The sequence below is a fragment of the Arsukibacterium indicum genome (genome assembly GCF_019100565.1).
Taxonomy (GTDB): Bacteria; Pseudomonadota; Gammaproteobacteria; order Enterobacterales; family Alteromonadaceae; genus Alishewanella; species Alishewanella indicum.
Map to the genome: position 1 here is coordinate 757,453 of NZ_JAHRID010000001.1, position 23,223 is coordinate 780,675.

At 48.3% G+C, this 23,223-nt stretch carries 29 protein-coding genes; 15 read left to right on the plus strand and 14 right to left on the minus strand.

The window, feature by feature from the left end; translation table 11 throughout:
• Positions 1–3: 3 nt before the first annotated feature.
• The 15 genes from KQY15_RS03660 to KQY15_RS03730 all read left to right on the plus strand — a co-directional run bounded on the left by KQY15_RS03660 (position 4) and on the right by KQY15_RS03730 (position 8,722).
• Positions 4–906, plus strand: a complete 903-nt coding sequence (locus tag KQY15_RS03660) for a RecT family recombinase (protein WP_217667285.1) — start codon at positions 4–6, stop codon at positions 904–906.
• A gap of 2 nt (positions 907–908) precedes the next feature.
• On the plus strand, positions 909–2,036 hold the full coding sequence (locus KQY15_RS03665) for a DUF1351 domain-containing protein (protein ID WP_217667286.1): 1,128 nt from the start codon (positions 909–911) through the stop codon (positions 2,034–2,036).
• 21 nt (positions 2,037–2,057) lie between these two features.
• Positions 2,058–2,240 (plus strand): helix-turn-helix transcriptional regulator, encoded by a 183-nt coding sequence (locus KQY15_RS03670; RefSeq protein ID WP_217667288.1) that lies wholly within the window; start codon positions 2,058–2,060, stop codon positions 2,238–2,240.
• A gap of 8 nt (positions 2,241–2,248) precedes the next feature.
• Complete coding sequence (locus tag KQY15_RS03675) at positions 2,249–2,785, plus strand: hypothetical protein (RefSeq protein WP_217667290.1); 537 nt, start codon at positions 2,249–2,251, stop codon at positions 2,783–2,785.
• 160 nt (positions 2,786–2,945) lie between these two features.
• The gene (locus tag KQY15_RS03680; protein WP_217667292.1) at positions 2,946–3,203 is read left to right on the plus strand and encodes a DUF1317 family protein; all 258 of its coding nucleotides are present in this window, start codon (positions 2,946–2,948) and stop codon (positions 3,201–3,203) included.
• The gene (locus tag KQY15_RS03685) at positions 3,200–3,532 is read left to right on the plus strand and encodes a hypothetical protein (protein ID WP_217667294.1); all 333 of its coding nucleotides are present in this window, start codon (positions 3,200–3,202) and stop codon (positions 3,530–3,532) included. The genes KQY15_RS03680 and KQY15_RS03685 overlap by 4 nt, the downstream gene beginning before the upstream one ends.
• Positions 3,529–3,672 carry a hypothetical protein gene (locus KQY15_RS03690; RefSeq protein ID WP_217667296.1) on the plus strand — a complete coding sequence of 48 codons (144 nt, stop codon included), beginning with the start codon at positions 3,529–3,531 and terminating at the stop codon, positions 3,670–3,672. The genes KQY15_RS03685 and KQY15_RS03690 overlap by 4 nt, the downstream gene beginning before the upstream one ends.
• Positions 3,669–4,736, plus strand: a complete 1,068-nt coding sequence (locus tag KQY15_RS03695; protein ID WP_217667298.1) for an MT-A70 family methyltransferase — start codon at positions 3,669–3,671, stop codon at positions 4,734–4,736. The genes KQY15_RS03690 and KQY15_RS03695 overlap by 4 nt, the downstream gene beginning before the upstream one ends.
• A complete protein-coding gene (locus KQY15_RS03700) occupies positions 4,733–4,966 on the plus strand; it encodes a hypothetical protein (protein WP_217667300.1) in 234 nt (77 codons plus the stop codon). Before KQY15_RS03695 ends, KQY15_RS03700 begins: the two co-directional genes overlap by 4 nt.
• Positions 4,963–5,760 (plus strand): HNH endonuclease signature motif containing protein, encoded by a 798-nt coding sequence (locus KQY15_RS03705; RefSeq protein ID WP_217667302.1) that lies wholly within the window; start codon positions 4,963–4,965, stop codon positions 5,758–5,760. Before KQY15_RS03700 ends, KQY15_RS03705 begins: the two co-directional genes overlap by 4 nt.
• Entirely contained in the window at positions 5,757–6,485 is a 729-nt protein-coding gene (locus KQY15_RS03710) for a hypothetical protein (RefSeq protein WP_217667304.1), read from the plus strand. The genes KQY15_RS03705 and KQY15_RS03710 overlap by 4 nt, the downstream gene beginning before the upstream one ends.
• Positions 6,482–6,943 (plus strand): hypothetical protein, encoded by a 462-nt coding sequence (locus tag KQY15_RS03715; RefSeq protein ID WP_217667306.1) that lies wholly within the window; start codon positions 6,482–6,484, stop codon positions 6,941–6,943. Before KQY15_RS03710 ends, KQY15_RS03715 begins: the two co-directional genes overlap by 4 nt.
• 2 nt (positions 6,944–6,945) lie before the next feature.
• Positions 6,946–7,236: a hypothetical protein gene (locus tag KQY15_RS03720; protein ID WP_217667308.1), complete on the plus strand. Its 291-nt coding sequence runs from the start codon at positions 6,946–6,948 to the stop codon at positions 7,234–7,236.
• A 413-nt stretch (positions 7,237–7,649) separates the two neighbouring features.
• Positions 7,650–8,141: a single-stranded DNA-binding protein gene (gene ssb, locus KQY15_RS03725; protein WP_217667310.1), complete on the plus strand. Its 492-nt coding sequence runs from the start codon at positions 7,650–7,652 to the stop codon at positions 8,139–8,141.
• Between the two features lie 14 nt (positions 8,142–8,155).
• Positions 8,156–8,722, plus strand: coding sequence for a hypothetical protein (locus KQY15_RS03730; RefSeq protein WP_217667312.1), 567 nt, complete (start codon positions 8,156–8,158; stop codon positions 8,720–8,722).
• 12 nt (positions 8,723–8,734) lie between these two features.
• Here the strand turns inward: KQY15_RS03730 and KQY15_RS03735 are convergent, their stop codons facing one another.
• The 14 genes from KQY15_RS03735 to rpsB form a co-directional block, all read right to left on the minus strand.
• The gene (locus tag KQY15_RS03735; RefSeq protein ID WP_217667313.1) at positions 8,735–9,979 is read right to left on the minus strand and encodes a tyrosine-type recombinase/integrase; all 1,245 of its coding nucleotides are present in this window, start codon (positions 9,977–9,979) and stop codon (positions 8,735–8,737) included.
• A gap of 417 nt (positions 9,980–10,396) precedes the next feature.
• A complete protein-coding gene (gene lpxA / locus KQY15_RS03740) occupies positions 10,397–11,188 on the minus strand; it encodes an acyl-ACP--UDP-N-acetylglucosamine O-acyltransferase (RefSeq protein ID WP_308160221.1) in 792 nt (263 codons plus the stop codon).
• Positions 11,169–11,621: a 3-hydroxyacyl-ACP dehydratase FabZ gene (gene fabZ / locus KQY15_RS03745; protein WP_217667315.1), complete on the minus strand. Its 453-nt coding sequence runs from the start codon at positions 11,619–11,621 to the stop codon at positions 11,169–11,171. Before fabZ ends, lpxA begins: the two co-directional genes overlap by 20 nt.
• A gap of 2 nt (positions 11,622–11,623) precedes the next feature.
• Positions 11,624–12,679 carry a UDP-3-O-(3-hydroxymyristoyl)glucosamine N-acyltransferase gene (lpxD, locus tag KQY15_RS03750; RefSeq protein ID WP_217667316.1) on the minus strand — a complete coding sequence of 352 codons (1,056 nt, stop codon included), beginning with the start codon at positions 12,677–12,679 and terminating at the stop codon, positions 11,624–11,626.
• 4 nt (positions 12,680–12,683) lie between these two features.
• Entirely contained in the window at positions 12,684–13,205 is a 522-nt protein-coding gene (locus KQY15_RS03755) for an OmpH/Skp family outer membrane protein (protein ID WP_217667318.1), read from the minus strand.
• Positions 13,206–13,221: 16 nt separating this feature from the next.
• Positions 13,222–15,723, minus strand: coding sequence for an outer membrane protein assembly factor BamA (gene bamA / locus KQY15_RS03760; RefSeq protein WP_254795398.1), 2,502 nt, complete (start codon positions 15,721–15,723; stop codon positions 13,222–13,224).
• Between the two features lie 26 nt (positions 15,724–15,749).
• On the minus strand, positions 15,750–17,105 hold the full coding sequence (rseP, locus tag KQY15_RS03765) for a sigma E protease regulator RseP (protein WP_217667320.1): 1,356 nt from the start codon (positions 17,103–17,105) through the stop codon (positions 15,750–15,752).
• Entirely contained in the window at positions 17,105–18,298 is a 1,194-nt protein-coding gene (gene ispC / locus KQY15_RS03770) for a 1-deoxy-D-xylulose-5-phosphate reductoisomerase (protein ID WP_217667322.1), read from the minus strand. The genes rseP and ispC overlap by 1 nt, the downstream gene beginning before the upstream one ends.
• Positions 18,298–19,158: a phosphatidate cytidylyltransferase gene (locus KQY15_RS03775; protein ID WP_217667324.1), complete on the minus strand. Its 861-nt coding sequence runs from the start codon at positions 19,156–19,158 to the stop codon at positions 18,298–18,300. Before KQY15_RS03775 ends, ispC begins: the two co-directional genes overlap by 1 nt.
• 5 nt (positions 19,159–19,163) lie before the next feature.
• Entirely contained in the window at positions 19,164–19,925 is a 762-nt protein-coding gene (uppS, locus tag KQY15_RS03780) for a polyprenyl diphosphate synthase (protein WP_217667326.1), read from the minus strand.
• A gap of 127 nt (positions 19,926–20,052) precedes the next feature.
• Entirely contained in the window at positions 20,053–20,610 is a 558-nt protein-coding gene (gene frr / locus KQY15_RS03785; protein ID WP_217667328.1) for a ribosome recycling factor, read from the minus strand.
• Positions 20,611–20,659: 49 nt separating this feature from the next.
• The gene (gene pyrH / locus KQY15_RS03790; protein ID WP_217667330.1) at positions 20,660–21,400 is read right to left on the minus strand and encodes a UMP kinase; all 741 of its coding nucleotides are present in this window, start codon (positions 21,398–21,400) and stop codon (positions 20,660–20,662) included.
• A gap of 104 nt (positions 21,401–21,504) precedes the next feature.
• A complete protein-coding gene (gene tsf / locus KQY15_RS03795; RefSeq protein ID WP_217667332.1) occupies positions 21,505–22,377 on the minus strand; it encodes a translation elongation factor Ts in 873 nt (290 codons plus the stop codon).
• Between the two features lie 103 nt (positions 22,378–22,480).
• Positions 22,481–23,209 carry a 30S ribosomal protein S2 gene (gene rpsB, locus KQY15_RS03800; protein ID WP_019674885.1) on the minus strand — a complete coding sequence of 243 codons (729 nt, stop codon included), beginning with the start codon at positions 23,207–23,209 and terminating at the stop codon, positions 22,481–22,483.
• Between the last annotated feature and the right edge of the window lie 14 nt (positions 23,210–23,223).

A 23,223-nucleotide genomic window follows, 5' to 3' on the forward strand; every position in this document is an offset into this window, starting at 1 on the left:
GTTATGAGTAATTTAGCTGTCGTTGAAAACGATGTAAGTACCGGCACTGCAAATATGCTGATGAACCAGCAGACCATGCAAAGCCTGTATAAATTTGCCGAAGTCATGGCTAATGGCAATGTCACGGTACCAAAGCACTTTCACAAGAACACAGCCGACTGCCTGGCGGTTGCCATGCAAGCAGCACAGTGGGGGCTGAACCCTTTCGCTGTAGCGCAAAAGACTCACCTGGTTAACGGCGTGCTGGGCTATGAAGCGCAGTTAGTCAATGCAGTATTGCAAACGTCAGGATCCATCACTGGTCGCTTCCACTACGAGTACGAGGGCGATGGCCCTAAGTTGACTTGTCGTGTTGGCGCTATCCCCCATGGTGAAAACGAAGTGGTATGGGGCCAGTGGCTTTGCGTTAGCGATGTAACCACCAAAAACAGCCCTTTATGGAAAACCAACCCTAAGCAGCAACTGGGTTACCTGCAAGTTAAAAACTGGGGCCGCTCTTATGCGCCGGGTGCCATCCTGGGTGTTTATACCGCAGACGAATTACAGGAAATACCAGAGCGCGAGATAAACCCAAGCCCTGCCACTGCCAGCGCGCCGGTTAAAAGCAGCCTGAAAAACCGCAAAGCAGCCAAGCCAGAACCGGTTGCTGATGTTAAGGCTGAGCATAAGCCAGATCCAGAGCAGGAAGATGCGCCGAGTTTTGGAGATGAACCCGAGCAGCAATTTTCGTCAGAAGTAGAGTCCATGATCAACTCCTTAGTTGACTGCTACGAGCCTGAACACTTTACCGAGTGGGAAGATGCCGCCGCTGCATTAAAGCTGGCTAAAAACTCCCCTGAATACATCGCTATGGTTGCCGCCTACACCAGCCGTAAGCGCGAACTGAAACTAACTAAGGAAGCATAAACATGTCAGCAGCAGAGAAAATCGACTTTGAACAAGCGCAGCCAACTGAGTTGGTAGCCAAAATTAAAACGCCAGTGGTGATCACCGGCAACTTTAGCCAGGTGCGCGCTTATTTCGTTGAAGAACTTAAAAAGTACGATCTGGTGGTTACCGCCGACACATTGGCCGATGCAAAAAAACTGGCCACTGATTTAAATAAAACCGCTACCGAAGTTAAGGCCCGCGGCAAGGCGGTTATCGATGAAGCCAGCGCACCGATTGATGAAATTAAGCTTCAGGTAAAAGAACTGGCGCAGCTGTTACTGGATGGTCGCAAGCGCATCACCGACCAGATAGCCAAGTTTGAAGATGAAACACGGGCGAAAGTTACGGAAGCACTGCAGGCTTATCTGGTTGAGCAAGGTGAAGCTAAAGGCATTCAACCAGAGTTCCAGCGCGCCACCATTGATGGCCTGGTTACCCTGGGTGCCATTACCAGTACCGGCAAACTGACCGTTAAGTCAAAGGCCGCCATTGATGCGCGGATCCAGGATGATTTAAACCTGCAGCAGCAGACAGAAATGCGCCTGCTTAAGCTGGAGAACGAAAGCCACAAAGCCGGGTTAACCGTCGCATTGGAGCGCCGGCACGTTGAAACATTCCTATTTGCTAATGAGCAGGAATATAGCACGCGCTTAGCATCACTGTTTGAGGCTGAAATTCAGCGAGAGCAGCGGGCGCAGGCAGCTATGCGCATAGAAGCCGAGCAAGACCAGCAGCGCCAGATTGAATCCGAACAGCGCGCAGCCAAGGCCGAAGCCGACCGCAAAGAAGCGCAGCGCTTACAGGCTGAGCAGAAAGAAAAGCACGATGCTGAAATGGCAGCACTGCGGGCGCAGCAGGCTGAGCAGGCAGCACAGCAACCAGCTGCAGTCCAGCAACCAGCAGCAACGCAATCGCCGGGTACTAAGTTCGCCTATGCGCCACTGGAAACCCCAAAAGCAGCGCAGTTTGTTACCGGCTTATTTGAAGATGCAATAAGCGCCGTAGCTGACCAACCGCAGACGGTTACCACTTACGGTATCTGGACCCAAGCCGGTGGCCTTATCGCCATCATTCACAAAGGCAACGTGTTTAACCGGGCGGCTTAGGCCGCTTCACCGGAGCGAATCATGGTAGAGCAAAAGCAAGTATTAACCCAAAAAGAAGTAGCAGCGATGCTCGGTTGCACCACCAGAACGGTGTTCAATCTGCGCGAGCGCAATGTGCTGACCCCGATACCCGGCTTTGGCAAACCACGATTTGCCCGGGCAGCCGTTGAAAACTTGATTAATAGCAGCGGCCAGGCCGCTTAGGGTTCCTTATGACAATTCATACATTTTGGGCGTTAAGCGCCGAAGAATCAGCAAAGCACAAGCACGCTGCTGATGCCCACATTAATGCAAGCGAAGCTGCAAAGAATTATGTAACTGAGCGCATCGAATGCGATGGCGTTTTCATTACAGGCAGCAGGGCAATCTATTTAGGCTTTAGGCGCCGTCAGGATAACCCAATGCTGCACAAGCGCCCAGCGCATCAGCATGATGGTCAATACCTTTACTGCACCAAAACAAAGACAGAGTGGAATGAGATAGTTGCCGAAGCTGAAAAGATAGCCCGGGCGGCGATTAAGTTCCAGGACTATTGCAAAGAGCAATGGCCAACTTCTATTACGTCAGTTCTTGGTAGGTCAGGTTCCGGGGGCGGGTTCTCTATTTCTGAAACATCATTCGGCTTTATGGGTGGCAGGGTTGTAATGATGCGCCCTGTTTCAGATGGTGGCAGCGTTGATAAATCAACTATTCCTGATGGTTTTCTTGAACTCACGGGTAGCCAGTACGCAGAGCTTAAAGAATCTTGATTAACCAGCACCAACCAAAAGCAGGCATGTGCGCCAACTGCAAGCACCGCGACAGCGACTGCGGCAAGCTGGCCTTTAGCACCATGCCAGTTATCAGAATTTACAAAGATGGCGTTAAGCAAGTGCGCTGCACTGAGTTTGAGCGCCGGGAGCAACCAAAATGAGCAAAACAAAATACCGCTACGACCGCACGGCTAAGCCAGCCGAGCAATCTGTGTTTGGTCAGGATATTACCGTTGGCCTGGCCACGGTTAAAGCCGATACCCGCCGCACTGTTCGCGGCTGGGCGCTACCCGGCTGCAAGTTCACAACCTGCCCTTTTACCGCCAAGGCAGTAGCTGAGCGGATGAACCAGTATATTCAGGACCATGGTGGCCTGCCTAAGTGGTCGGCTAAGCATGTCGAGGTGGCGGCATGAAGCGTTTGACAATAAGCAAATCATCAGATGTTAAGGAACTCGAAAAAACAGTTATGCGAGCCGAGCAAGATTTTTTGGAAGCATCTAAAGAATACCATGCAGCAAGATTGAAATTGGCGCACGCGCTACTTGCTGAGGGTAAAGGTTACCGCTCTGAAAATTATCGAGTAGTACGTGAGGGCCAAGCAAAGAAGCAGTTATTTGACTGGAAAAGCTACGCCATTGAAAACGGAATCTCAATGAAAGTAATAAATCGATACATGCGGAACACTTATCACAACCGCAGATTGACGGTATCGCGCATTAATAAGTCAGGCGGTGCAGTATGAGCGTCCAAACCATCTACATAGTCATGGTAAACGGCAAGCCGGTGGCCGCTTATCACAGCCAGCCTGGCGCCAATGGCGAAGCTAAAGAGCAAGGCGGCACCGTTCAGCCAGTGCATTTGTTTAGTGGAGTGAGATTGTGAGCAAGAAATATTCAATTATTTATAGCGATCCACCATGGCAGTTCAACAGCGTTAAATCTGGCGGCAGCATGAAGTCAGGCGCTGCGGCTAAGTATGACGTTATGACGCTGGACCAACTTAAGGCTCTGGACGTTCCGGCACTGTGCGAAAAAGACTGCGTGCTGGTTATGTGGTACGTCAGCAGCCAGCCGCAAGAGGCGCTGGATCTGGTTAAGGCTTGGGGCTTTACCCTGAAAAACATGAATGCGTTTATCTGGCGCAAGCTGTCCACCAACCTGATCCCGCACTTTGGTATGGGTTACTGGACCCGGGCCGGTGCAGAGTGCGCCTTAATTGCAGTACGCGGTAAGCCTAAAGCAGAGTGCCGCAGCATTCGCCAGGTGCGCGATGAAGTGGTGGGCGAGCACTCAGAAAAGCCAGCCATATTCCGCGACGACATAGTTAAATTGTGCGGTGACGTACCAAGGCTGGAAATGTTTGCTCGAGTAGCAGCGCCAGGATGGGACGTATTCGGCAATGAAGTTGATAACTCGGTGCATATTAATGGCAGCGAGCAAACTTGCCACTCAGAAACCGCTGAAAGTGAGACTCAACCAGCTTTGACTGCTGAAAGTGAAACACAAACCAAAGCACCCGAACTGATCACACTGGAATTCACCCGGGACGAACTGGAAGCCCAGATAGAAAGTGGCAAGCTGCCATTTAGCGGTGACGCATTGGATCTAATACTGCAGCTGGAAAAAATGTTTGGCAAAAAAGCCAAATTCACCAGCAAACAGGTTAAGGCGGCAATTATTGCGTTTGATGATCCGGACATGATTAGCAAAAACTCGCTTGTAGATAAAGAGCCATCACCATCTGGCCCCCTTAACCCGTTCTTTTCAGGCTTTCACAACGAGAAGCCTTTCTACACTGTCGACGCAAAGGATCGTGTTGCCAAGGTGCAGCATTTTACCCTGGAGCAATGCCATACAGCACTAAAAGTAAATGGGCTGCAATCAACCGTGATTAAAGCCATTGAAGTGCGAATCCGCAAACTAAACAAGCAGGAGCAAGCAGCATGAAAAACAAATTATCAGACTTAAATAACCACCTGTTTGCCCAGTTAGAGCGGCTTTCTGATGAAAAGTTATCTGGTGAAGCGCTTAGTGCAGAAATACATCGCAGTAATGCAGTTACCACTGTTGCAAAGGAAATTATCAACAATGGTCGGTTAGTTCTGGATGCACAAAGGCAGTATGACAGCGGAAATCTGCATATGCCCAGCCCGATGCTTGAGGTGCAGAAAAAATGAGTAGGTTTATTTACACAAAAGAAATGCTTAAATTTATTGCCGCGCAATTCAAAAAGCATGAGGTTCGTGAAGTTACTGCTGCCTTTAATAAGAAGTTTGGTACTAACAAAACGCCGGGCCAGATAAAGTCGACGATCACTAATCACGGCATAGTTTGCGGTCGCGCACCAGGCGAAGCTAACAAGGGCAAGCTCAGGACTTTTACCAATGAACAAGTGGCATTCATTAGATCTGAATATCAGAACCTGACAGTGCCTGAATTGACGAAGCAGTTTAATTCTAAATTCAGTGCAGATAAGTCCAAACAGCAAATTAAAAACTTTATTTTCCAGCAAGGCATCCGCTGCAATAGATCCGGTCACTTCGAAAAAGGCCAGCAACCTTGGAATACAGGTAAAAAAGGTTGGACCGCTGGAGGACGTTCAGCTGAAACACGTTTCAAGCCTGGCCACCAACGCAGCGATACTCAGCAGGTTGGCGCGATAAGAGCAGACCGCAAAGACGGTTATCTGATGGTCAAGGTGGAAATGCCAAACAAATGGCGGCTGATGCACGTTGTTGAGTGGGAAAAGCATTACGGGCCAATACCACCAAACCACCGCCTTTGGTTTAAAGACAACGATCGCACTAACTGGCATATCGATAACCTGATGCTGATAACCCGGGCGCAGGGTGCTGTGATTAATAAGCAAGGCCTGGGGAAAGTTGCCAGCGAGCATAAAGCGGCCGTTGTGGTTATTGCCGATATCAAAATGAAAATCAGCAAACTGGTTAAAGCAGGAGCTGCAGCATGAACTTACCTCAAATCCTTACAGGCCAAGAAGCCATTGAGCAATTCGGCCTGAAAAAACTGATTGAATGTCGTGTTGCCGTAACAACCGAGCTAAACGGCTTGGGCCACAGCGTTATGCAGATAGGTGTTATTGCCGACCCTGACAGCTGCCAAATTGATGAAGATGATACCGGCGTGCTTTGGGTTGAGTACCAAGGCGCTGACGACTGGTACCTGTACAGCATCCCTGCGGACGAGCAATTTGTATTGCTCTATGATAAAAACCAACCAGAAAGCAACGCCGTCTTAGCTGATCAGCATCCAGACGATCAAGCCGTTGACCGCTTCGCTGCGGCTATGAAAGTAAAACTTGCTGCAGCCAGAGCTAAAGGCCGCGCTGGATGGGAGGATAAAGCCGGTTGCAGTGGTGAGCATTTAGCGCAGCTGCTGGTTGATCACCTGAGCAAAGCTAATGCCGGCACATTCGAGGATATAGCCAACTTCGCCATGATGCTGCACCAGCGCGATGAAGATCCAAAGTTGCTATTCATTGCACTGGCCAACCACGTTGCCAAGATGTATGTGCATCAGTCCACTGCAGATACGAGTGAAATCAAAGCGCTGGCGGTGCGAGACTTTATTCAATGGGGCATTAGGAAAGTAGACCCTGAATTTGCAGAGTTTGTAGACAATGCTGAGTTTTATATTAAAACCGAACTAGGCCAGCCGGCTAAGGCAGGCGAATGATGGCCTACGCAGAAAAAACATCAGTGGCCACCAGCCAAAGCGTTATGGAAATCGAGCGCACGTTAACCAAATACGGAGCTGACCAGTTCATGTATGGCACCAAGCCTGGCAGCGTTGCTGTCGGGTTTGTAATGAGCGGCCGGCAGGTTCGCATTGTCGTTCCACTGCCCGCCAAAACAGATAAGCAGTTCTGGCTTACCGACACCGGCCGCGACCGCAGCGAAACAGCAGCGCTTAAAGAGTGGGATCAGGCCTGCCGCCAGCGGTACCGCGCACTGGCACTGGTGGTTAAAGCCAAGCTGGAAGCGGTAGAAGCCGGCATAACAACCTTTGAAGAAGAATTTATGGCGCACCTGGTACTGCCCAGCGGTGAAACCGTTAGCCAGCGCCTGTTGCCTGAAATCAAAGAAGCGCAGCGCACCGGCAAACTGCCGCCTCTGCTGCCGCATGTGGGGTGAGTATGAAACATTATCCATTAGAAGTTTATAACGCCGGACATGATGAATACATTGTAATGTCAAAAGGTCATCACGATCCGGACGAGTTTATGGCCGCAGTTCGAGCACAAGGGTATGACTGGCCGCTTGGTAATCCAGTACATAAGTGGGTGAAGTGCGTTCCAGATTCAACAGGTGATTACAGCCACATTTATGTATTCGTCAAGCAAGGTACTCGTGGAGCATTTCCGGCAACATTCGCCTGTGAAGCCTATGGAGACGAGCAGTATCAGGGAAAGGCAGGTGCAGCATGAGCATAGTCAGGCATAACCTTTTAACTCAGCTCGATTACCGACCCTACTGCGGGAATGTTAACTGCAGCCGTGGGATGCCAAGAGCCAACTTTAATGGTTCGCAGTTTGAGTGCGGCTGCGGCTGGCAGTCTCAGTTTGAACAGGAATTCATTGATCAGCACCTGGATGCTCAGCAGGAGTTACGCAAGCAGACAAAGGCAGGTGCATTGTAATGGAAAAGCCAACGTACGAAGAATTAGAGCGCAGGTTTCAATCTTACTGTAAGCATGATGGTGGTCGCACCTACAACCCTGATGGACCAGAACTTTGCATTATCTGCGGGTGGGATTTATCAAAATGTCAGCATCGTAGAGAGTCTGGAAAATACTGCAGTCAATGCGGCGAGTTATTAATCAACAATAAGGCGGGTAAATATGAGTAAGGGCACGGTGAACAAAGTTATTATCATCGGCAACCTGGGCGCGGATCCGGAGGTTCGGTACGCAACCAGTGGTGCAGCAATCTGCAATATGACGGTGGCCACCAGTGAAAGCTGGACGGACAAAAACACCAACGAGAAGAAGGAGCAGACCGAATGGCACCGGGTTGTTATTTACCAGCGCCTGGCTGAGATAGCCGGCGACTACCTGCGCAAAGGCAGCAAGGTTTATCTGGAGGGTAAATTAAAGACGAGAAAATGGACCGACAAAGATGGTATTGAGAGATTTACCACTGAGATAGTGGCCAATGAACTGCAGATGCTGGATGGCAAACAAGATGGCCAGTCAACAACCAGTCAACCATCTAAGCCGCAGCAGCAAAGGCCGGCGCAGCAAACAGGAGGTTACCAGTCAAGCAATCAGCGGCAACAGGCATCTATCAACAACGCGCCGCCGTTGGATTTTGACCAGGACATCCCGTTTTAACGTGAGGTATCACTATGACTAATACAGAAAATTGCATCAAAGCTTATCGGAAGCATAAGCACTTAAAAAATGCAGCTGATGAATTAGGGATAAAGTGGCAGGCGCTATATCGGGTATTAGTTGCTGCTAACGAACCGGTAATGGGCGACAAAGAACGCTATGGTAGCGAAAGCGATAAGTTTGCGAGACTTGGTGAGGCGCATTTTGCTGAGTTAGTGCCATACGCAGAAGATCAAAACAAAACCAAATTCCAAAGCAAGTGTGACTTCTTGGTTAGAGGGTTTAAGGTTGATGTGAAGTGCGCAAGGCCGGCAATAAAGCAGGCTACCTGCAAGAACAAGTCATGGGCTTTTAGTGTTAAAAAGCAAAGGCTCGTTGCAGATTTCATTGTGTGTATTGGTTATGACGAAGCAGGCAAGCCATGCTTCTACCTGCTAATACCTGGTGAAATCGCGCGTAACCACGGCACCATCAGCCTGTCAATTTCCAGAAAAGGCAAATGGTGGGATTATGAAGTGAGTAAAGAAGATATAGAGCCATTCTTTGCATCACTTATTGAGAAAGAAACCCTCTCAGCTTAAACCAAAGGGGCATCAGCCCCTTTTCATTTCCACTACGTTGCCCGCCGCTTCATTGCCTAATATCCGCTGCAGTCGCTGCCACCACAGCGTATAAGCTTTAGCTTGTTCCTGCAGGTAGTTATGCCTGTCATAGGTTTGCCAGACGCCGGGCAGTGAGTGGCCCAGCATAATCTCCGCAATGTGTGGTTCAGTTATTGTACTTAAGTTTGTCCGGCAGGTTTTTCGCAGATCATGAATGGCCCAACTCTCCATATCTACCTTGCGGTAACGCTTGAGCCATGCAACAACGCGATCCGGTATCGATGTGTGAAAGCTTTTCTGCAGCATTGAGCCTTTAGCGCTAGTTATAACAAGTTCACCGGGGCACATTGCGAACAGCATTTTTATAGTCGGGATCCACTGCTCTATTATCGGCCTAATTAATGGCTGGCCTGTTTTATCGCCCATCTTGTGATTAGCGGCCGGGACGGTCCATATCATATTTTCAAAATCAAAGTCTGACTTCTTAGCTTGGCGCAACTCGCCAACTCGACAGCCGGTAAACAATAGTAATTCCAGCAATAGTGCATTTTTGGGATCCAGCCTGCTATTTCTGGCAGCATCGAATAACCATACTATTTCTTTGTCAGACAATGAGCGCAGCCTGGCTTGCTTTTTTAAATTCAGGTCAGCATGCGCAGTTATCTCCTGTAGCACGTTGTGCTGGATCAGTCTCCGCTTAACGGCCCATTTCAGCATCTGCTTAGCGTTAGTTAAAATGCTCATCGTTGTGCCGGAGTATGTCGAGGCCAGTATCTCTAATTCTTTCAGCCATTCATGCAGTGTTATCGACTCAACTGGCAGGTTGCCAATCCTGGGGAATACGTGAATTTCAAACCTGCGCTTTATTTCTTTATGTTCTACTTTCCTTACTGAGCAATATTTTTCATACCACTCATTAAATAGCATGACCAATGTAGCGGCACCACCAATAGCCAGCTGCTCCATCCTGCGGGCAACCCTGGGATCATTACCTAACTGCAGTTCGGCCCGGTACTTCATGCACTGGCTGCGGGCCTGTGACAGAGTAAGCTCAGGGTAAGTGCCAAGGTCAAGTCGCTGCTGGTTTGAATGACCGGGAAGCCGGAAGCGCATTTGAAAGGTAACTTTACCTTTTAAGGAAATGCGAACAGACAGGCCATCCCTATCTGCTTTTTCAATCGGCTTGGGGATCACCTTGTTAAGTTGGCCCTTAAGCCAGGTGTCAGATAGTGCCATATTATTCTCCGGGGTGAGTACATGCCGGGATTCTATGTCTCAGCTATGTACTCAAAACTGCTTTCTTTTTGGTTCCGGTTTTTCGTTTGCTTTCCGGATTGTTCATTATAATAGCAGTAAAAACGCGGCCTTGGTGGCTTTCCTTTCCACCTAATTCCGGTAATTTCTCAGCGTTTCTTATACGCAATTATCTTCGCCAGCAATAATGGCAATATTCAAATGTGACAAAGCCGGACTCATTTATTATCTGAATTTCTTATAATGACCTGATTCTACCACAGGGCATAGCGCTTACTTCAAGCCTTATAAATGATTCGCATAAATGACGCCACAACGCGACGCCGTAACATAGCCCAATCCGCTATAAAAAAGGAGCCGCCGGCTCCTTGTTAATACTATAATGGTTAGCGGCGTTGTTTAACGCACTATGCCGCGACTCGCAGCAGCGATAAAGTCGGTAAAGGCCTTTAATTCCGGGTACTCTGCAGCTTTTGTTTCAAGTACTGCCAACGCTTCGGCAACAGTCTGCCCCTTGCGGTAAACCTCTTTGTAAGCCCGGCGTATTTCCAGCAAGGCATCGCTGCTGAAACCACGCCGTTTCAGGCCCTCGACATTAATGCCAGCCGGCTGACAAGGCGCACCATGAACCATAACGTAAGGCGGCACATCCTTTAACACAATAGAGCCACCACCACAGAAACTATGGGCACCTATGTGCACAAACTGATGGACACCAGTCATGCCGCCCAGAATAGCCCAGTCACCAACGTGAACATGGCCTGCGGCCTGAGCACCACTGGCAAAAATGGTATGACTACCAATAACACAATCATGGGCAATATGGGTGGTGTTCATAAACAGATTATGGTTACCAATAATGGTTTTACCCTGATCCTGCACGGTGCCACGGTGCACGGAGCATCCTTCCCGAAACACATTAAAGTCGCCGATGATAAGTTCTGTCGCTTCGCCTTTATATTTTTTGTCCTGGCAGGCTTCCCCAATACTGGAAAACTGGAAAAAATGATTTCCTTTACCAATAGTAGCAGGACCTTTTATCACGACATGAGGTTCTACCACACAGTCGTCACCAAGAACCACATTATGTCCAATATAGCTAAAAGGACCAACTGTTACATTCTGGCCAAGTCTGGCACTACTTTCTATTACCGCTGATGGATGGATCACGTTATAGCTCTCTTCTGGCACACATTAATTCAGCCGTGCATACAATAGCGCCATCCACTTTGGCCTCTCCGTAAAATTTCCACATATTACGACGTTCTTTTAAAAATTTCACTTCCAGGATCATGGTGTCACCCGGCACAACCGGCTTTTTAAAACGTGCCTCGTCAATTGCTGCAAACAGGTACAATTCGTTTTCAGAGCGTTCAGTAACGGTTTTAAAACCAAGGATCCCGGTTGCCTGGGCTAACGCTTCAAGTATTAAAACGCCGGGAAATATTGGCATACCCGGAAAATGACCAGTAAAAATAGGCTCGTTGATAGTGACATTCTTCAGTGCAGTCAGCGATTCACCTGGCGTATAGTCAAGCACCCGGTCAATTAACAGAAAAGGGTAACGATGCGGCAATAACGCCATAATTTCCTGAACTTGCAGGCTATTAAGTTGATTGGCCAAAATTAATCCTCTGTCGATGGTTGTTGTCCATCACGACTTAATTGCTGTAATTGTTGTTCCAGTTGTTTTACCCGCTGAAACAACTGTTCCATCTGGCGCAGACGAGCTGTGTTCCGACGCCACTCAGCGTTGGCTGCTACCGGCATGCCTGACGAGTAAACCCCTTTCTCTGTCAACGAACGGGTTACCATCGACATACCTGTGATCTGAACACCGTCTGTTATTTCGATATGACCATTTACCCCCACGCCGCCACCTATTACACAGTAGCGGCCTACTGTGGTACTGCCAGCGATGCTGGCTGAGCCTGCGATAGCTGTGTGATCACCGATACAAACGTTATGAGCTATCTGGCATTGGTTATCAATAATCACGTTGTTACCGATTACGGTATCTTCTATTGCACCACGATCAATGGTGGTATTGGCACCAATCTCACAGTTGTCGCCAATCAGCACCGTCCCAGTCTGGGGTATTTTTAACCAGTTGCCAGCTTTGTTGGCAAAGCCAAAACCATCTGAGCCTAACACTGCGCCGCTATGAACCAAACAGTTTTTACCAATAATGACATTATGATAAACCGTTACGTTAGCCCACAACCGACTTCCCGAGCCAACATTCGCGCCCTGCCCGACGACGGTGCCTGCACCGATTTGAACGTTATCACCCAGCACTGCGCCAGCACTGATTACGGCGTTAGGCCCCACTGCGCAGTTTTCACCCAATACTGCCGTGGCGTCAATTATAGCAGACGGCGCAATAGCAGTGGCAACAGCAGGTGTATTGTCCAGCATCTGCGCAATCAGCGCGAATGCAACATAGGGATCGTTTACGACTAACGCACTTACGCCAGGAGCCAGAAAAGGCACGTCATCTGCTTTTATTAACACCGCTGTCGCTTTTGTCTGACTGAGATACTTACGGTACTTACTATTGGCCAGAAAGCTGATAGTGCCGGCACCGGCATGTTCCAGAGTCGCAACGGCAGAAACGCCGCAAGCGGCGTCTCCGATAAGCTGAGCATCAAGATACCCGGCGAGTTCAGCTAATGATTTCACCAGCTTACTTCGCTTTGCTAACCTGTGCCGCTACGGCATCAGAAATATCATATTCTGGCTTGGCGTAAACTGCAGCGCCGGCATTCAGTACCACATCGAACTTTTCACGCTCTGCAACCACATCAATAGCAGTTTTAATCATCGCTAAAATCTTGTTGCGCTCTTCGTTCTGACGGGCCCGAATTTGCTCATCTAACGGCCGGGCAGTTGCTTCATACTGTTGACGTTGCTCTTGCACCTTCGCTGCCAGCTCTTGTTGCTGCGCTTCGCTCATAGTCGGTCCGTCGCGGCGCAGCTTCTCAATATTAAAATTAATGTCTTTTTCCAGTTTGCTCATTTCATCAATTTTTGCTGCAAATTCAGTGCGGATATTTTCCTGAATAGTTGCTGACTGCGGGATCTGAGCCGCTACTGCCTGAATGTCGACAAACGCAATTTTCATTTCTTTTGCTACGGCTGTACCTGCCATCAACAATGTGGCGACTAACATAATTGCGGTTTTAGCTACTTTATTATTCAACATCATTTTCCCTATACCTTTTTTAGAAAGTTGTACCAATATTAAAACTGAAGTTTTCCTGCAAATCACCTTCCTGCTTCTTGATGATTTTGGCAAGACTGAACGTTAGCGGGCCCATTGGTGAAATCCATTGTAAAGATACACCAGCTGAGGCCCGAATCAAACTAGGGTCGGCATAATCAATCAGGAAAGGTTGCACCCCACGACCAGTGGACGCAGACCTGTCCTGCACTAAATTAGCATATCGGTTAATATCAAATTCAGTATCCCAGACATTTCCTGCATCAACAAATAAGCTGGTCCGGACAGAGTTGCGGTTCTCATCACTGATAAATGGCGTGGGTGTAATTAGCTCTAACGTCAACACACCCATCGCATTACCACCTATAGACCGGGCCGACACAATATAGTTGTCGCCAGCCGGATCTTCAGGAAAAATAACACCACCGTTTACCGGGTCAGGAATACCTGGTATTACGCCCGGATAACGGAAAATAGCATGAGGTCCGATAATCCGGTTTTCAAAACCGCGTAGGTTTGAACCACCCGCATAGAAATTTTCGGTAAATGGTAACGTATAGTCATAACCATTTTTATCGCCGTAACCATTGCCATAGCCAAGCTCAAGCTTGCTGCGAAACGACCAGCGATGATCGTTGCTAAGTGGAATATAATTCTGAGCTTCGAACTGCACTTTGTAATACTGTAAATCTGAATTTGGCGTAGTGGCTCTGAGCACCAGATTTAACATGCGACCGGCAGTAGGGAACAAACCACGGTTTAAGGTACTGTGAGTCCAGCCGGTGCTGAATTCGTAGTTGGTAAAATTATAGCCGCCATCCGGGTTTTGCTCATCAAGCAACACGGCACGGAAATGCCGCAGCTGATCATATTCCTGGATAGAGTTAATTTTATTTACAACGTAATTTGCACCAAAATTTAAGCGGTTAAATTCATTAACCGGGTAGCCCACATTGGCGCCAAAACCGTAACGCCGCTGGTTATAAGCTTCAAGGTTAGATGACGCACTACTGTAATCGATATCTGAGTAAAACAGCTGACCGCCAAGGCTTACACCATCCAATGTGTAATAAGGATCGGTGTAACTGAGGTTGATACTTTTCTGATACTTATTCGTGCTTAAGCTGATGCCGGCACTGTTACCGGTACCGAAGAAGTTTGATTGCTGTACGCCAACTTCAAATGACAAACCCTGATAGCTACCATAGGAAATACCGGCATTAAAACTGCCTGATGGCTGCTCTTTCATGGTAAAAAGCACATCAACCTGATCATCACTACCGGTTACGGGCATGGTCTCAAAGCTGATATCTTCAATATAGGGCAGGCGCTGGATCCGGTTTTTAGAGAGTTCAAGGTAATCATTTGACAGCCAGGCACCTTCCATCTGCCGCAGCTCTCGACGAATAACTTCGTCGCGGGTATTGGCGTTACCCTTAACCTCAATCCGGCGTACATAAACCCGTTTACCCGGATCGACACTGATTGTTAGATCGACTTCCTTCGTTTCTTCATCAACCTGAGGAATTGTCCGCACTTTCGAGTTAGCATAACCAAAACGGGCTAACAGCTTAGCGATACTTTCTTCGGTATAAGTAACCAGCGCACCGTTATACAACTGGCCTTTTTGTAACGGTAAAATTGCTTCAATTACCGCGTCCTGGCCAATCAGATCACCAACAAAACTGACATCGCGAATATTATACTGCTCGCCTTCATCAACATTAAGGGTAACATAAACGGCTGTTTTGTCCGGGCTAACAGATACCTGTGATGACGTTATATCAAATTGCAGATAACCGCGGTCCAGGTAGTAGCTGTTTATCGTTTCAAAATCGCCCTGCAGGGTTTGTTTCTGGTAACGATCTGATGATAAAAAGCGCCACCAGGGTAAATCTTGTTTTGATTCGATTTGATTCAGTAACTCTTCATTAGAGAAAATCGTATTACCCACGATATTAATTTGTCGGACAGAGGCCGCGTCACCTTCATCGAATTCAAGTTTCAGGTTAACTCTGTTGCGGGGTAAATAAGTTACTTTCGCTTCTACCTTAGCCTGATATTTACCGACACCGTGGTAAAACTCGGTTAAGCCATTTTCAATGCTTTTCAGAATCGTTTTATCAAGCGGCTCACCAACCTGCACCCGGTTACCGGCCAGGCTTTCATTCAGCTGCTCTTCTTTAATATCTTTATTGCCATCAAACTCAATGCTGTTGATGGTTGGCCGCTCTTTAAGCCGGTAAATAATAGTATTACCATCACGGAACACCCTGATATCGTCAAAGTGTCCGGCACTGTAAAGCGTTTTAATACTACGGGACAAACTGTACTCGGTCACAGTGTCGCCAATAGTAAACGGCAGATTATTCAGGGCGGCACCGAGCGCAACGCGCTGCAGGCCTTCAACCTGGATATCCTGTACGGTAAATGATTCTTCAGCGAGCACGGAGCTACTGCCAGTGGCAAGTAACATCGCAGCTACTAATCGTTTAATTGTCATTATTTGAACTACTTATGATTAGTTTATTACAAACGAGAAATATCGTTGAGCAGCGCAATTCCCATTAACATCAGCAGGACTAAAGCTCCACAGCGAAAACCTATTTCCTGCGCCTTCTCAGAGACAGGTTTACCGCGTATTAGTTCCACCACAAGATACATTAAATGGCCACCATCCAAAATGGGTAATGGCAATAAATTAATAACGGCCAGATTGACACTAATCAGCGCCAGAAACGCTAAAAAGGCTATCAGGCCCATACTGGCAGTATCTCCTGCCCCCTGGGCAATTGAGATAGGCCCGCTTAAGTGCTTAACAGACACATCGCCGGTCAGCAGTTTGGCAACCATAGCAAAACTGAGCCGGGTTAGTTGCCAGGTTTGGCTAACCCCCTCGCTTATTGCCCCAATAACACCATAGCGCTGGGTGTACACAATCCCTTCAGGCCAGGGTGTAACCACAGGTTGGATACCTAACATGCCCTGAGTAAAGCCATCCTCCCGCGTTAAGAGCTCGGGCGTTGCTTCAAGTTCAAGGCTCTGGCCTGATCTGCTGATTTCAAGTAACAAAGTCTGTTCAGCATTTTGCTGGATTAGCCTCTCCAGCATTGGCCAGTCTGTGATCTGCTGGCCGTCAATTCGCCTGATAATATCACCCTTTTGCAAACCGGCCCGCTCTGCAGCCGACTCAGGCACCACCAGGGCTAACTCGGTGGTTGCTTCTGGCTGCATCAGCTTAATGCCTAAGCTGGCAAAAACCGTTTGCTGCTCGGGATCAAATTGCCAGTCGCTGAGGTCAAGCTCAACTTGTCGCTGCCGGCCAGAGCCAACATCTTGCAAGCCTAACGTCATCCGGGGCCGGCCTAACTGCTCCACCAACAACAAATTAGTACTGCGCAAATCTCTGGCATTGTGGCCGTTAACACTGACAATTTGCTCATTGTCATGCACACCCGCCTCGGCAACAATTGACTGCGGCTGGACGGCTGCAATAACCGGCTTTGCTTCCTGCACGCCAATTAAGTACATCAGCCACAGGATAAAAATGGCAAAAATAAAATTCGCCGCTGGCCCGGCAGCAATAATAGCCATTCGCTGCCATACCGTTTTATGATTAAACGCCAGATCTGCAAACTGCGGTAATACCGGGTCAATCCGCTCATCCAGCATTCTTACATAGCCGCCCAGCGGAATAGCCGCAATAACAAATTCCGTACCCTGACGGTCCCGCCAGCTGAACAGTGCTTTACCAAAACCAATTGAGAAACGCTTTACCAGTACGCCGTTTTTGCGGGCAACCCAGAAGTGACCAAACTCATGCACGGTAACCAATAACCCTAACGCAACCACAAAGGTAAAGGCATTCCACAAAAAAACCGTCATTAATTAAACGTCCTTACCAGCTGCTGCGCGTAAGCGCGGGCTTCAAAATCGAGCGCTACTATATCATCCAGTGAGCGGGCAGCATAGTTAAGGAAATGTGCCAGAGACTTTTCATTCAGACGTACAATGTCAGTAAAACGGATCTGTTCGTTAATAAATGCCGCTACCGCTATCTCATTCGCGGCATTCAGTGCAGTGGTTGCCCCCTGTCCGGCGGCGCAGGCAGCGATTGCCAGATATAAATTGGGGTAGCGCTCAGGATCAGGTTTGCTAAAACTAAAATTAGCTAACTGGCTGAAATCAAGTGGTTTGACAGGGCTGCTAATCCGCTTCGGAAACGCCAGAGCGTGGGCAATTGGGGTGCGCATATCAGGCTGGCCAAGCTGGGCCAGCACTGAACCGTCAGTATACTGCACCATGGAATGGATAATACTCTGCGGATGAATTACCACTTCGATATCATCCGGTGCGCAATTAAACAGCCAACGGGCTTCGATGAACTCCAGCCCTTTGTTCATCATTGTCGCACTGTCGACCGATATTTTCTGGCCCATACTCCAGTTTGGATGAGCAACCGCTTCAGCCACTGTGACCGTATCCAGGGTATTGAGTTGCCTGGTCAGAAAAGGGCCGCCACTGCCTGTCAGTAATAATTTTGAGATCCCCATCTGAACAAGCCCGGGCCTTGGCTTCGCTTGCTGAGCAGCCAGCGGCAGGCATTGAAAAATGGCGTTATGCTCGCTGTCAATTGGCAGAAGTGTCGCGCCGTGCTGCTCCACTTTGTCCATAAACAGCTCGCCTGACATCACCAATGCCTCTTTGTTTGCCAGCAATACTGTTTTACCCTGCTCAACTGCCGCCAGGGTTGGCAATAAACCCGCTGCCCCTACAATAGCCGCCATGACAATATCAGCATCAGGGTGGGCCGCCAGTGCCGTAATAGCATCTGGCCCGGCCAACACTTCGGTAACACTGCCATGGCTTTTCAGCGCTGCTTTAAGTTCAGCAGCTGCGTCTGGACAGAGCATTGCCGCAAAGCGCGGTTTAAACTCAAGACACTGCGCTAATAACTTATTAGTCTGGCTGGCAGCCGTTAGCGCCAACACCCTGAATTGCTCTGGGTGCATGGCCAGCACTGATAAAGTACTGCAGCCAATTGAACCGGTAGCACCTAAAATAACCACCTGTCGCATCAATTAAAACCACCGAATAAAGCAAGTAGTATGGCGTAAAGCGGTGCAGTGGCAGTAAGGCTATCTATCCGGTCAAGAATGCCGCCATGCCCCGGTAGGAAGACGCCACTGTCTTTTTTGCCCGCAGCACGTTTAAACATACTTTCAGTTAAATCACCAAATACCGAAAGCGCTGCCAACACTATGGCTGCCAGGTACCAGTATGGCATGACGGCGGGCCAGTTTTGCCAGTAACCCACTGCGCTAACCAGCAACAGCACGAACAGCATGCCGCCAAGCATTCCTTCCAGCGTTTTTCCCGGGCTGACTTTAGGCAATAACTTAGTTTTACCAAACGGCTTACCGATAACATAGCCACCGATATCAGCTGCCCATACCAGACCCAGCAAACCAAATAACAACCAGCCACCGGTAAAGGTATCCTGCGGATAATCCAGGCCCCGCACAAAAACAATTGCACTCCAGGCTGGTAACAAAGTAAGCCAGCCCAGCAATGCTTTTAACCAGTCGCGGCCTGCCCAGTATCCCTGACTTCGAGGGTAAGTTAATACCAGCGCAACGGCCAGTAACCACCAGACAATACCGGCAACAATCAGGGTAAGGGTAAAGGTGTCGGCGAACAGATATTGCAGTGCTATTGGCTGTAAAATATAGAGCAGCCCAAACAGTATGGCCGTTAAACCAGTATAAACAGCACGCATTGTCCGGTTTGCCAGCCCGCAGAAGCCACTCCATTCCCAGGCGCCCAGGGTAAATACAACAGACACAAACAACGCAAATCCAGCCAGCGGTAAATAAAATACCGCCAGTAAAGCCAGAGGTGCCAGCAATAAGGCAGTTAATACTCGTTGTTTAAACAATCTCGTTATCCTTTATTGTGCAGCATGGCCTGAATTTGTTCACCGGTACAGCCAAAACGGCGCTCGCGGTTAACAAAAGCGGCGATGGCATCAGCAAATACGCTTTTATCAAAATCAGGCCACAGGGTTTCAGTGAACCACAATTCTGCATAAGCAGCCTGCCATAATAAAAAGTTGCTGATCCGTAAATCGCCACCGGTGCGGATCAGCAAATCCAGTTCAGGCTGATCGTGCAACTGCATATGTTCAGCGAGCAATTGCTCAGTAATGGCTTCGGGCAACAGCGCATCGCTTTGCACTTTAACAGCCAGCTGGCGTGCAGCATTGAGCATATCCCAGCGGCCACCATAGTTTGCTGCAATATTTAATGTCATAGCGGTATTATCAGCAGTTAATGCTTCGGCAGCAGAAATGCTGGCCCGCAGTTTCTGATCAAATGCTGATATGTCGCCAACTATCTGCAACTTTACGTTATGTTTGTGCAGGCTTTTAACTTCTTTTTTTAGCACCAGCATAAACAGTTGCATCAGGGTCTCAACTTCTGCTTGCGGACGTCGCCAGTTTTCGCTGCTAAAAGCGAAAAGTGTCAGCGATGGAATACCTAATTGCCGGCAAAAACTGACTGCCCGGCGAACGGCTTCCGCGCCCTTTTTGTGGCCCCATACCCTTGGCTTCCCTTGACGTTGCGCCCAGCGACCATTGCCATCCATTATTATGGCGACATGGCGTGGTAACGTCTGCTGCCCGATCTGCGACTCTGCAGTCATAGAATTAGACCTGTCCTTTTGTATTACTTTAACACTGCATTATGGTTTCTGTTGTTATCAAACCATAATAAAAAGCGCCGCACAGCCTAGCCGATACGGCGCCATTATCTGCTAATGGTTGACCAGATTAAACTTCCATCAGTTCCTTTTCTTTGTCAGCCAGCACTTCGTCAATTTTTTTTACATAAGTATCGGTAACTTTCTGCACTTCATCTGCTGCACGGCGCTCGTCGTCTTCGCTGATCTCTTTATCTTTTAACAGCGCTTTTAATTCAGCATTGGCATCACGGCGAATATTGCGCACCGCAACCCGGCCACCTTCAGCTTCAGCCCGCACTACTTTTACTAAATCTTTGCGCCGTTCTTCAGTTAACGCAGGTAAGGGTACCCGGATACTGGTGCCGGCAGACATCGGATTTAACCCCAGATCTGAGGCCATTATGGCCTTCTCAACCGCTTGCACAAGGCTTTTGTCAAACACACTGATGCTCAGGGTCCGGGCATCTTCAATCGAGACATTTGCAACCTGCCGTAATGGCGTGTCTGCACCGTAGTAAGAAACCTGAATTCCGTCCAGTAAGCTGGGGTGAGCACGGCCAGTGCGCACTTTATTTAATTGTGATTTAAGCGCATCCACGCTTTTTTCCATTCTTACTTTACTGTCTTTAATAATGTCGTTTATCACGATCGTTATCCTTTTATATCATGTCGCCACGGCCAGAAGAGCCGCTAGTTTACTGTAAATTTTCTGCGTGGTCGATAACAGTGCCTTCCTGCTCTCCCATTATTACCCGCTTCAGTGCACCGGGTTTATTCATATTAAACACCCGGATTTGTAAATTGTGATCCCTTGCCAGGGTAAATGCTGCCAAATCCATTACTTTTAATTCTTTATCCAGTACTTCGGTATAGGTTAGCTGGGAGTATAGTGTAGCCGCCGGATCTTTTACCGGGTCGGCGGAATAAACTCCTTCTACTTTAGTGGCTTTTAACACCGCATCGGCTTCAATTTCAATGCCTCTTAAGCATGCTGCAGAATCGGTGGTAAAAAACGGGTTACCGGTACCTGCAGAAAAAATGACAACCCGGCCTGATTTCAGGTAGCTGATCGCTTCAGCCCAACTGTAGTTGTCGCAAACGCCATTTAACGGAATAGCACTCATCATCCGGGCATTAACATAAGCCCGGTGCAGTGCATCGCGCATTGCCAGGCCATTCATCACTGTTGCCAGCATACCCATATGGTCGCCCACTACCCGGTTCATGCCGGCTTTGGCCAGACCTTCACCACGAAATATATTACCGCCGCCGATAACGATGCCAACCTGCACACCTAATTCAACCAGTTCTTTAATTTCCTGCGCCATCCGGTCCAGTACTTTTGGATCAATGCCAAAGCCTTCATCGCCCATCAGGGCCTCACCGCTTAATTTTAACAGGATGCGTCGGTAGGTTGGTTTCGGATTGATACTCATAGGTGCCCCTAGTGCTGAAAACGTGCTGGATAAAAGACAAAAAAAAACCGCGACTTCAGGTCGCGGTTATTCTAGCGGTTTTTAGTAAATTGCTAAAGCGCAAATTACTTTTTCGCCGCAGCGATTTGTGCAGCTACTTCAGCAGCAAAGTCTTCTTCTTTCTTTTCAATACCTTCGCCTACTTCTAAACGAATGAAAGACAAAGCCTTAGCGCTGTTTTGCTTTAAAAACTCGCCAGTGCTGATCGACGGGTCTTTAACAAATGGCTGGCCCGTTAAGCTCACTTCACCAGTGAATTTACTCATACGACCGGCAACCATTTTCTCAGCGATTTCTTTTGGCTTACCACTGTTTACTGCGATATCGATCTGGATTTGGCGCTCACGCTCAACCACTTCAGCTGACACATCTTCAGGGTTAACATAGCTTGGGTTGTTTGCTGCAACATGCATAGCAACATCTTTCGCTACGTCTTCATTGCCACCTTCCAGCACCGCTAATACACCGATACGGCCAGAGTGAACATACTGACCAATTACGTCACCTTCAACAACAGCAGCGCGGCGTACATTGATGTTTTCACCAATTTTAGCAACCAGAGTAGCGCGGGTATCTTCAACTGAAGTACCATTTAAGTCAGCAGCTAAAATAGCTTCAGCAGTGAATAACTTGTTGGCATGAGCTAAATCAGCAACGCTGTTAGCAAAGGCCAGGAAGTTAGCATCGCGGGCAACGAAATCAGTTTCACAGTTAAATTCAACTGCTAAACCATAACCGTCAGCAACGCGGGTAATAATTACACCTTCAGCAGCAATACGGCCGGCTTTTTTGGCTGCTTTCGCTAAACCACTTTTACGCATCGCATCAATGGCCGCTTCGATATCGCCACCAGTCTCTTCCAATGCTTTTTTACAATCCATCATGCCAGCGCCAGTGCGCTCGCGAAGTTCTTTTACTAAAGCCGCAGTTACAGCCATGGGAGCTTCCTCGTGTTAATTCCGGTTGGACAAACAGGGGCAATATTGCCCCTGTTGCAAAGGTCTTCTGTCTTAAGCCTGACAGGCTTAAATGACAGAAAAATTATTCTGCTTCAACGAAGCTTTCAGCTTCCGCCTGAACTTCGATGTTTTTGTCACGACCTTCCTGGATAGCCTGACCTACCGCCGCCAGATATAACTGGATAGCGCGGATAGCGTCGTCGTTACCTGGGATCACATAGTCAACACCTTTAGGATCTGAGTTAGTATCAACTACTGATACTACCGGAATACCCAGGTTGTTGGCTTCTTTGATCGCGATATGTTCATGGTCAGCGTCGATCACAAACAATACGTCTGGTAAGCCGCCCATGTCCTTGATACCGCCCAAGCTTTTTTCCAGCTTGTCCATTTCACGGGTACGGTCTAAAGCTTCTTTTTTAGTCAGCTTGTCAAAAGTACCGTCCTGGCTTTGCGATTCCAGGTCTTTTAAACGTTTAATTGACTGACGAACGGTTTTCCAGTTAGTCAGCATGCCACCTAACCAGCGGTGGTTAACATAGAATTGGTCAACTTTCGCTGCCGCTTCTTTGATGGCTTCAGACGCGGCACGCTTGGTACCAACGAATAAAATTTTACCTTTCTTGGCAGATACCTGTTGAATAAACGCTAACGCGTCATTCATCATCGGTACGGTTTGCTCAAGGTTAATGATATGAACTTTATTACGGGCACCAAAAATGAACGGCTTCATTTTTGGGTTCCAGTAACGGGTTTGGTGACCGAAGTGCACGCCCGCCTGGAGCATGTCGCGCATAGAAACTTTTGCCATGATTAATTTTCCTG

What these genes read in the sequence shown, in the direction of transcription:
- KQY15_RS03660 (WP_217667285.1), top strand. Translation starts at nt 4, where the DNA reads ATGAGTAATTTAGCTGTCGTTGAAAACGATGTAAGTACCGGCACTGCA.
- KQY15_RS03665 (WP_217667286.1), top strand. Translation starts at nt 909, where the DNA reads ATGTCAGCAGCAGAGAAAATCGACTTTGAACAAGCGCAGCCAACTGAG.
- KQY15_RS03670 (WP_217667288.1), top strand. Translation starts at nt 2,058, where the DNA reads ATGGTAGAGCAAAAGCAAGTATTAACCCAAAAAGAAGTAGCAGCGATG.
- KQY15_RS03675 (WP_217667290.1), top strand. Translation starts at nt 2,249, where the DNA reads ATGACAATTCATACATTTTGGGCGTTAAGCGCCGAAGAATCAGCAAAG.
- KQY15_RS03680 (WP_217667292.1), top strand. Translation starts at nt 2,946, where the DNA reads ATGAGCAAAACAAAATACCGCTACGACCGCACGGCTAAGCCAGCCGAG.
- KQY15_RS03685 (WP_217667294.1), top strand. Translation starts at nt 3,200, where the DNA reads ATGAAGCGTTTGACAATAAGCAAATCATCAGATGTTAAGGAACTCGAA.
- KQY15_RS03690 (WP_217667296.1), top strand. Translation starts at nt 3,529, where the DNA reads ATGAGCGTCCAAACCATCTACATAGTCATGGTAAACGGCAAGCCGGTG.
- KQY15_RS03700 (WP_217667300.1), top strand. Translation starts at nt 4,733, where the DNA reads ATGAAAAACAAATTATCAGACTTAAATAACCACCTGTTTGCCCAGTTA.
- KQY15_RS03705 (WP_217667302.1), top strand. Translation starts at nt 4,963, where the DNA reads ATGAGTAGGTTTATTTACACAAAAGAAATGCTTAAATTTATTGCCGCG.
- KQY15_RS03710 (WP_217667304.1), top strand. Translation starts at nt 5,757, where the DNA reads ATGAACTTACCTCAAATCCTTACAGGCCAAGAAGCCATTGAGCAATTC.
- KQY15_RS03715 (WP_217667306.1), top strand. Translation starts at nt 6,482, where the DNA reads ATGATGGCCTACGCAGAAAAAACATCAGTGGCCACCAGCCAAAGCGTT.
- KQY15_RS03720 (WP_217667308.1), top strand. Translation starts at nt 6,946, where the DNA reads ATGAAACATTATCCATTAGAAGTTTATAACGCCGGACATGATGAATAC.
- ssb (WP_217667310.1), top strand. Translation starts at nt 7,650, where the DNA reads ATGAGTAAGGGCACGGTGAACAAAGTTATTATCATCGGCAACCTGGGC.
- KQY15_RS03730 (WP_217667312.1), top strand. Translation starts at nt 8,156, where the DNA reads ATGACTAATACAGAAAATTGCATCAAAGCTTATCGGAAGCATAAGCAC.
- KQY15_RS03735 (WP_217667313.1), bottom strand. Translation starts at nt 9,979, where the DNA reads ATGGCACTATCTGACACCTGGCTTAAGGGCCAACTTAACAAGGTGATC.
- KQY15_RS03755 (WP_217667318.1), bottom strand. Translation starts at nt 13,205, where the DNA reads ATGATGTTGAATAATAAAGTAGCTAAAACCGCAATTATGTTAGTCGCC.
- bamA (WP_254795398.1), bottom strand. Translation starts at nt 15,723, where the DNA reads ATGACAATTAAACGATTAGTAGCTGCGATGTTACTTGCCACTGGCAGT.
- rseP (WP_217667320.1), bottom strand. Translation starts at nt 17,105, where the DNA reads ATGACGGTTTTTTTGTGGAATGCCTTTACCTTTGTGGTTGCGTTAGGG.
- ispC (WP_217667322.1), bottom strand. Translation starts at nt 18,298, where the DNA reads ATGCGACAGGTGGTTATTTTAGGTGCTACCGGTTCAATTGGCTGCAGT.
- uppS (WP_217667326.1), bottom strand. Translation starts at nt 19,925, where the DNA reads ATGACTGCAGAGTCGCAGATCGGGCAGCAGACGTTACCACGCCATGTC.
- pyrH (WP_217667330.1), bottom strand. Translation starts at nt 21,400, where the DNA reads ATGAGTATCAATCCGAAACCAACCTACCGACGCATCCTGTTAAAATTA.
- tsf (WP_217667332.1), bottom strand. Translation starts at nt 22,377, where the DNA reads ATGGCTGTAACTGCGGCTTTAGTAAAAGAACTTCGCGAGCGCACTGGC.
- rpsB (WP_019674885.1), bottom strand. Translation starts at nt 23,209, where the DNA reads ATGGCAAAAGTTTCTATGCGCGACATGCTCCAGGCGGGCGTGCACTTC.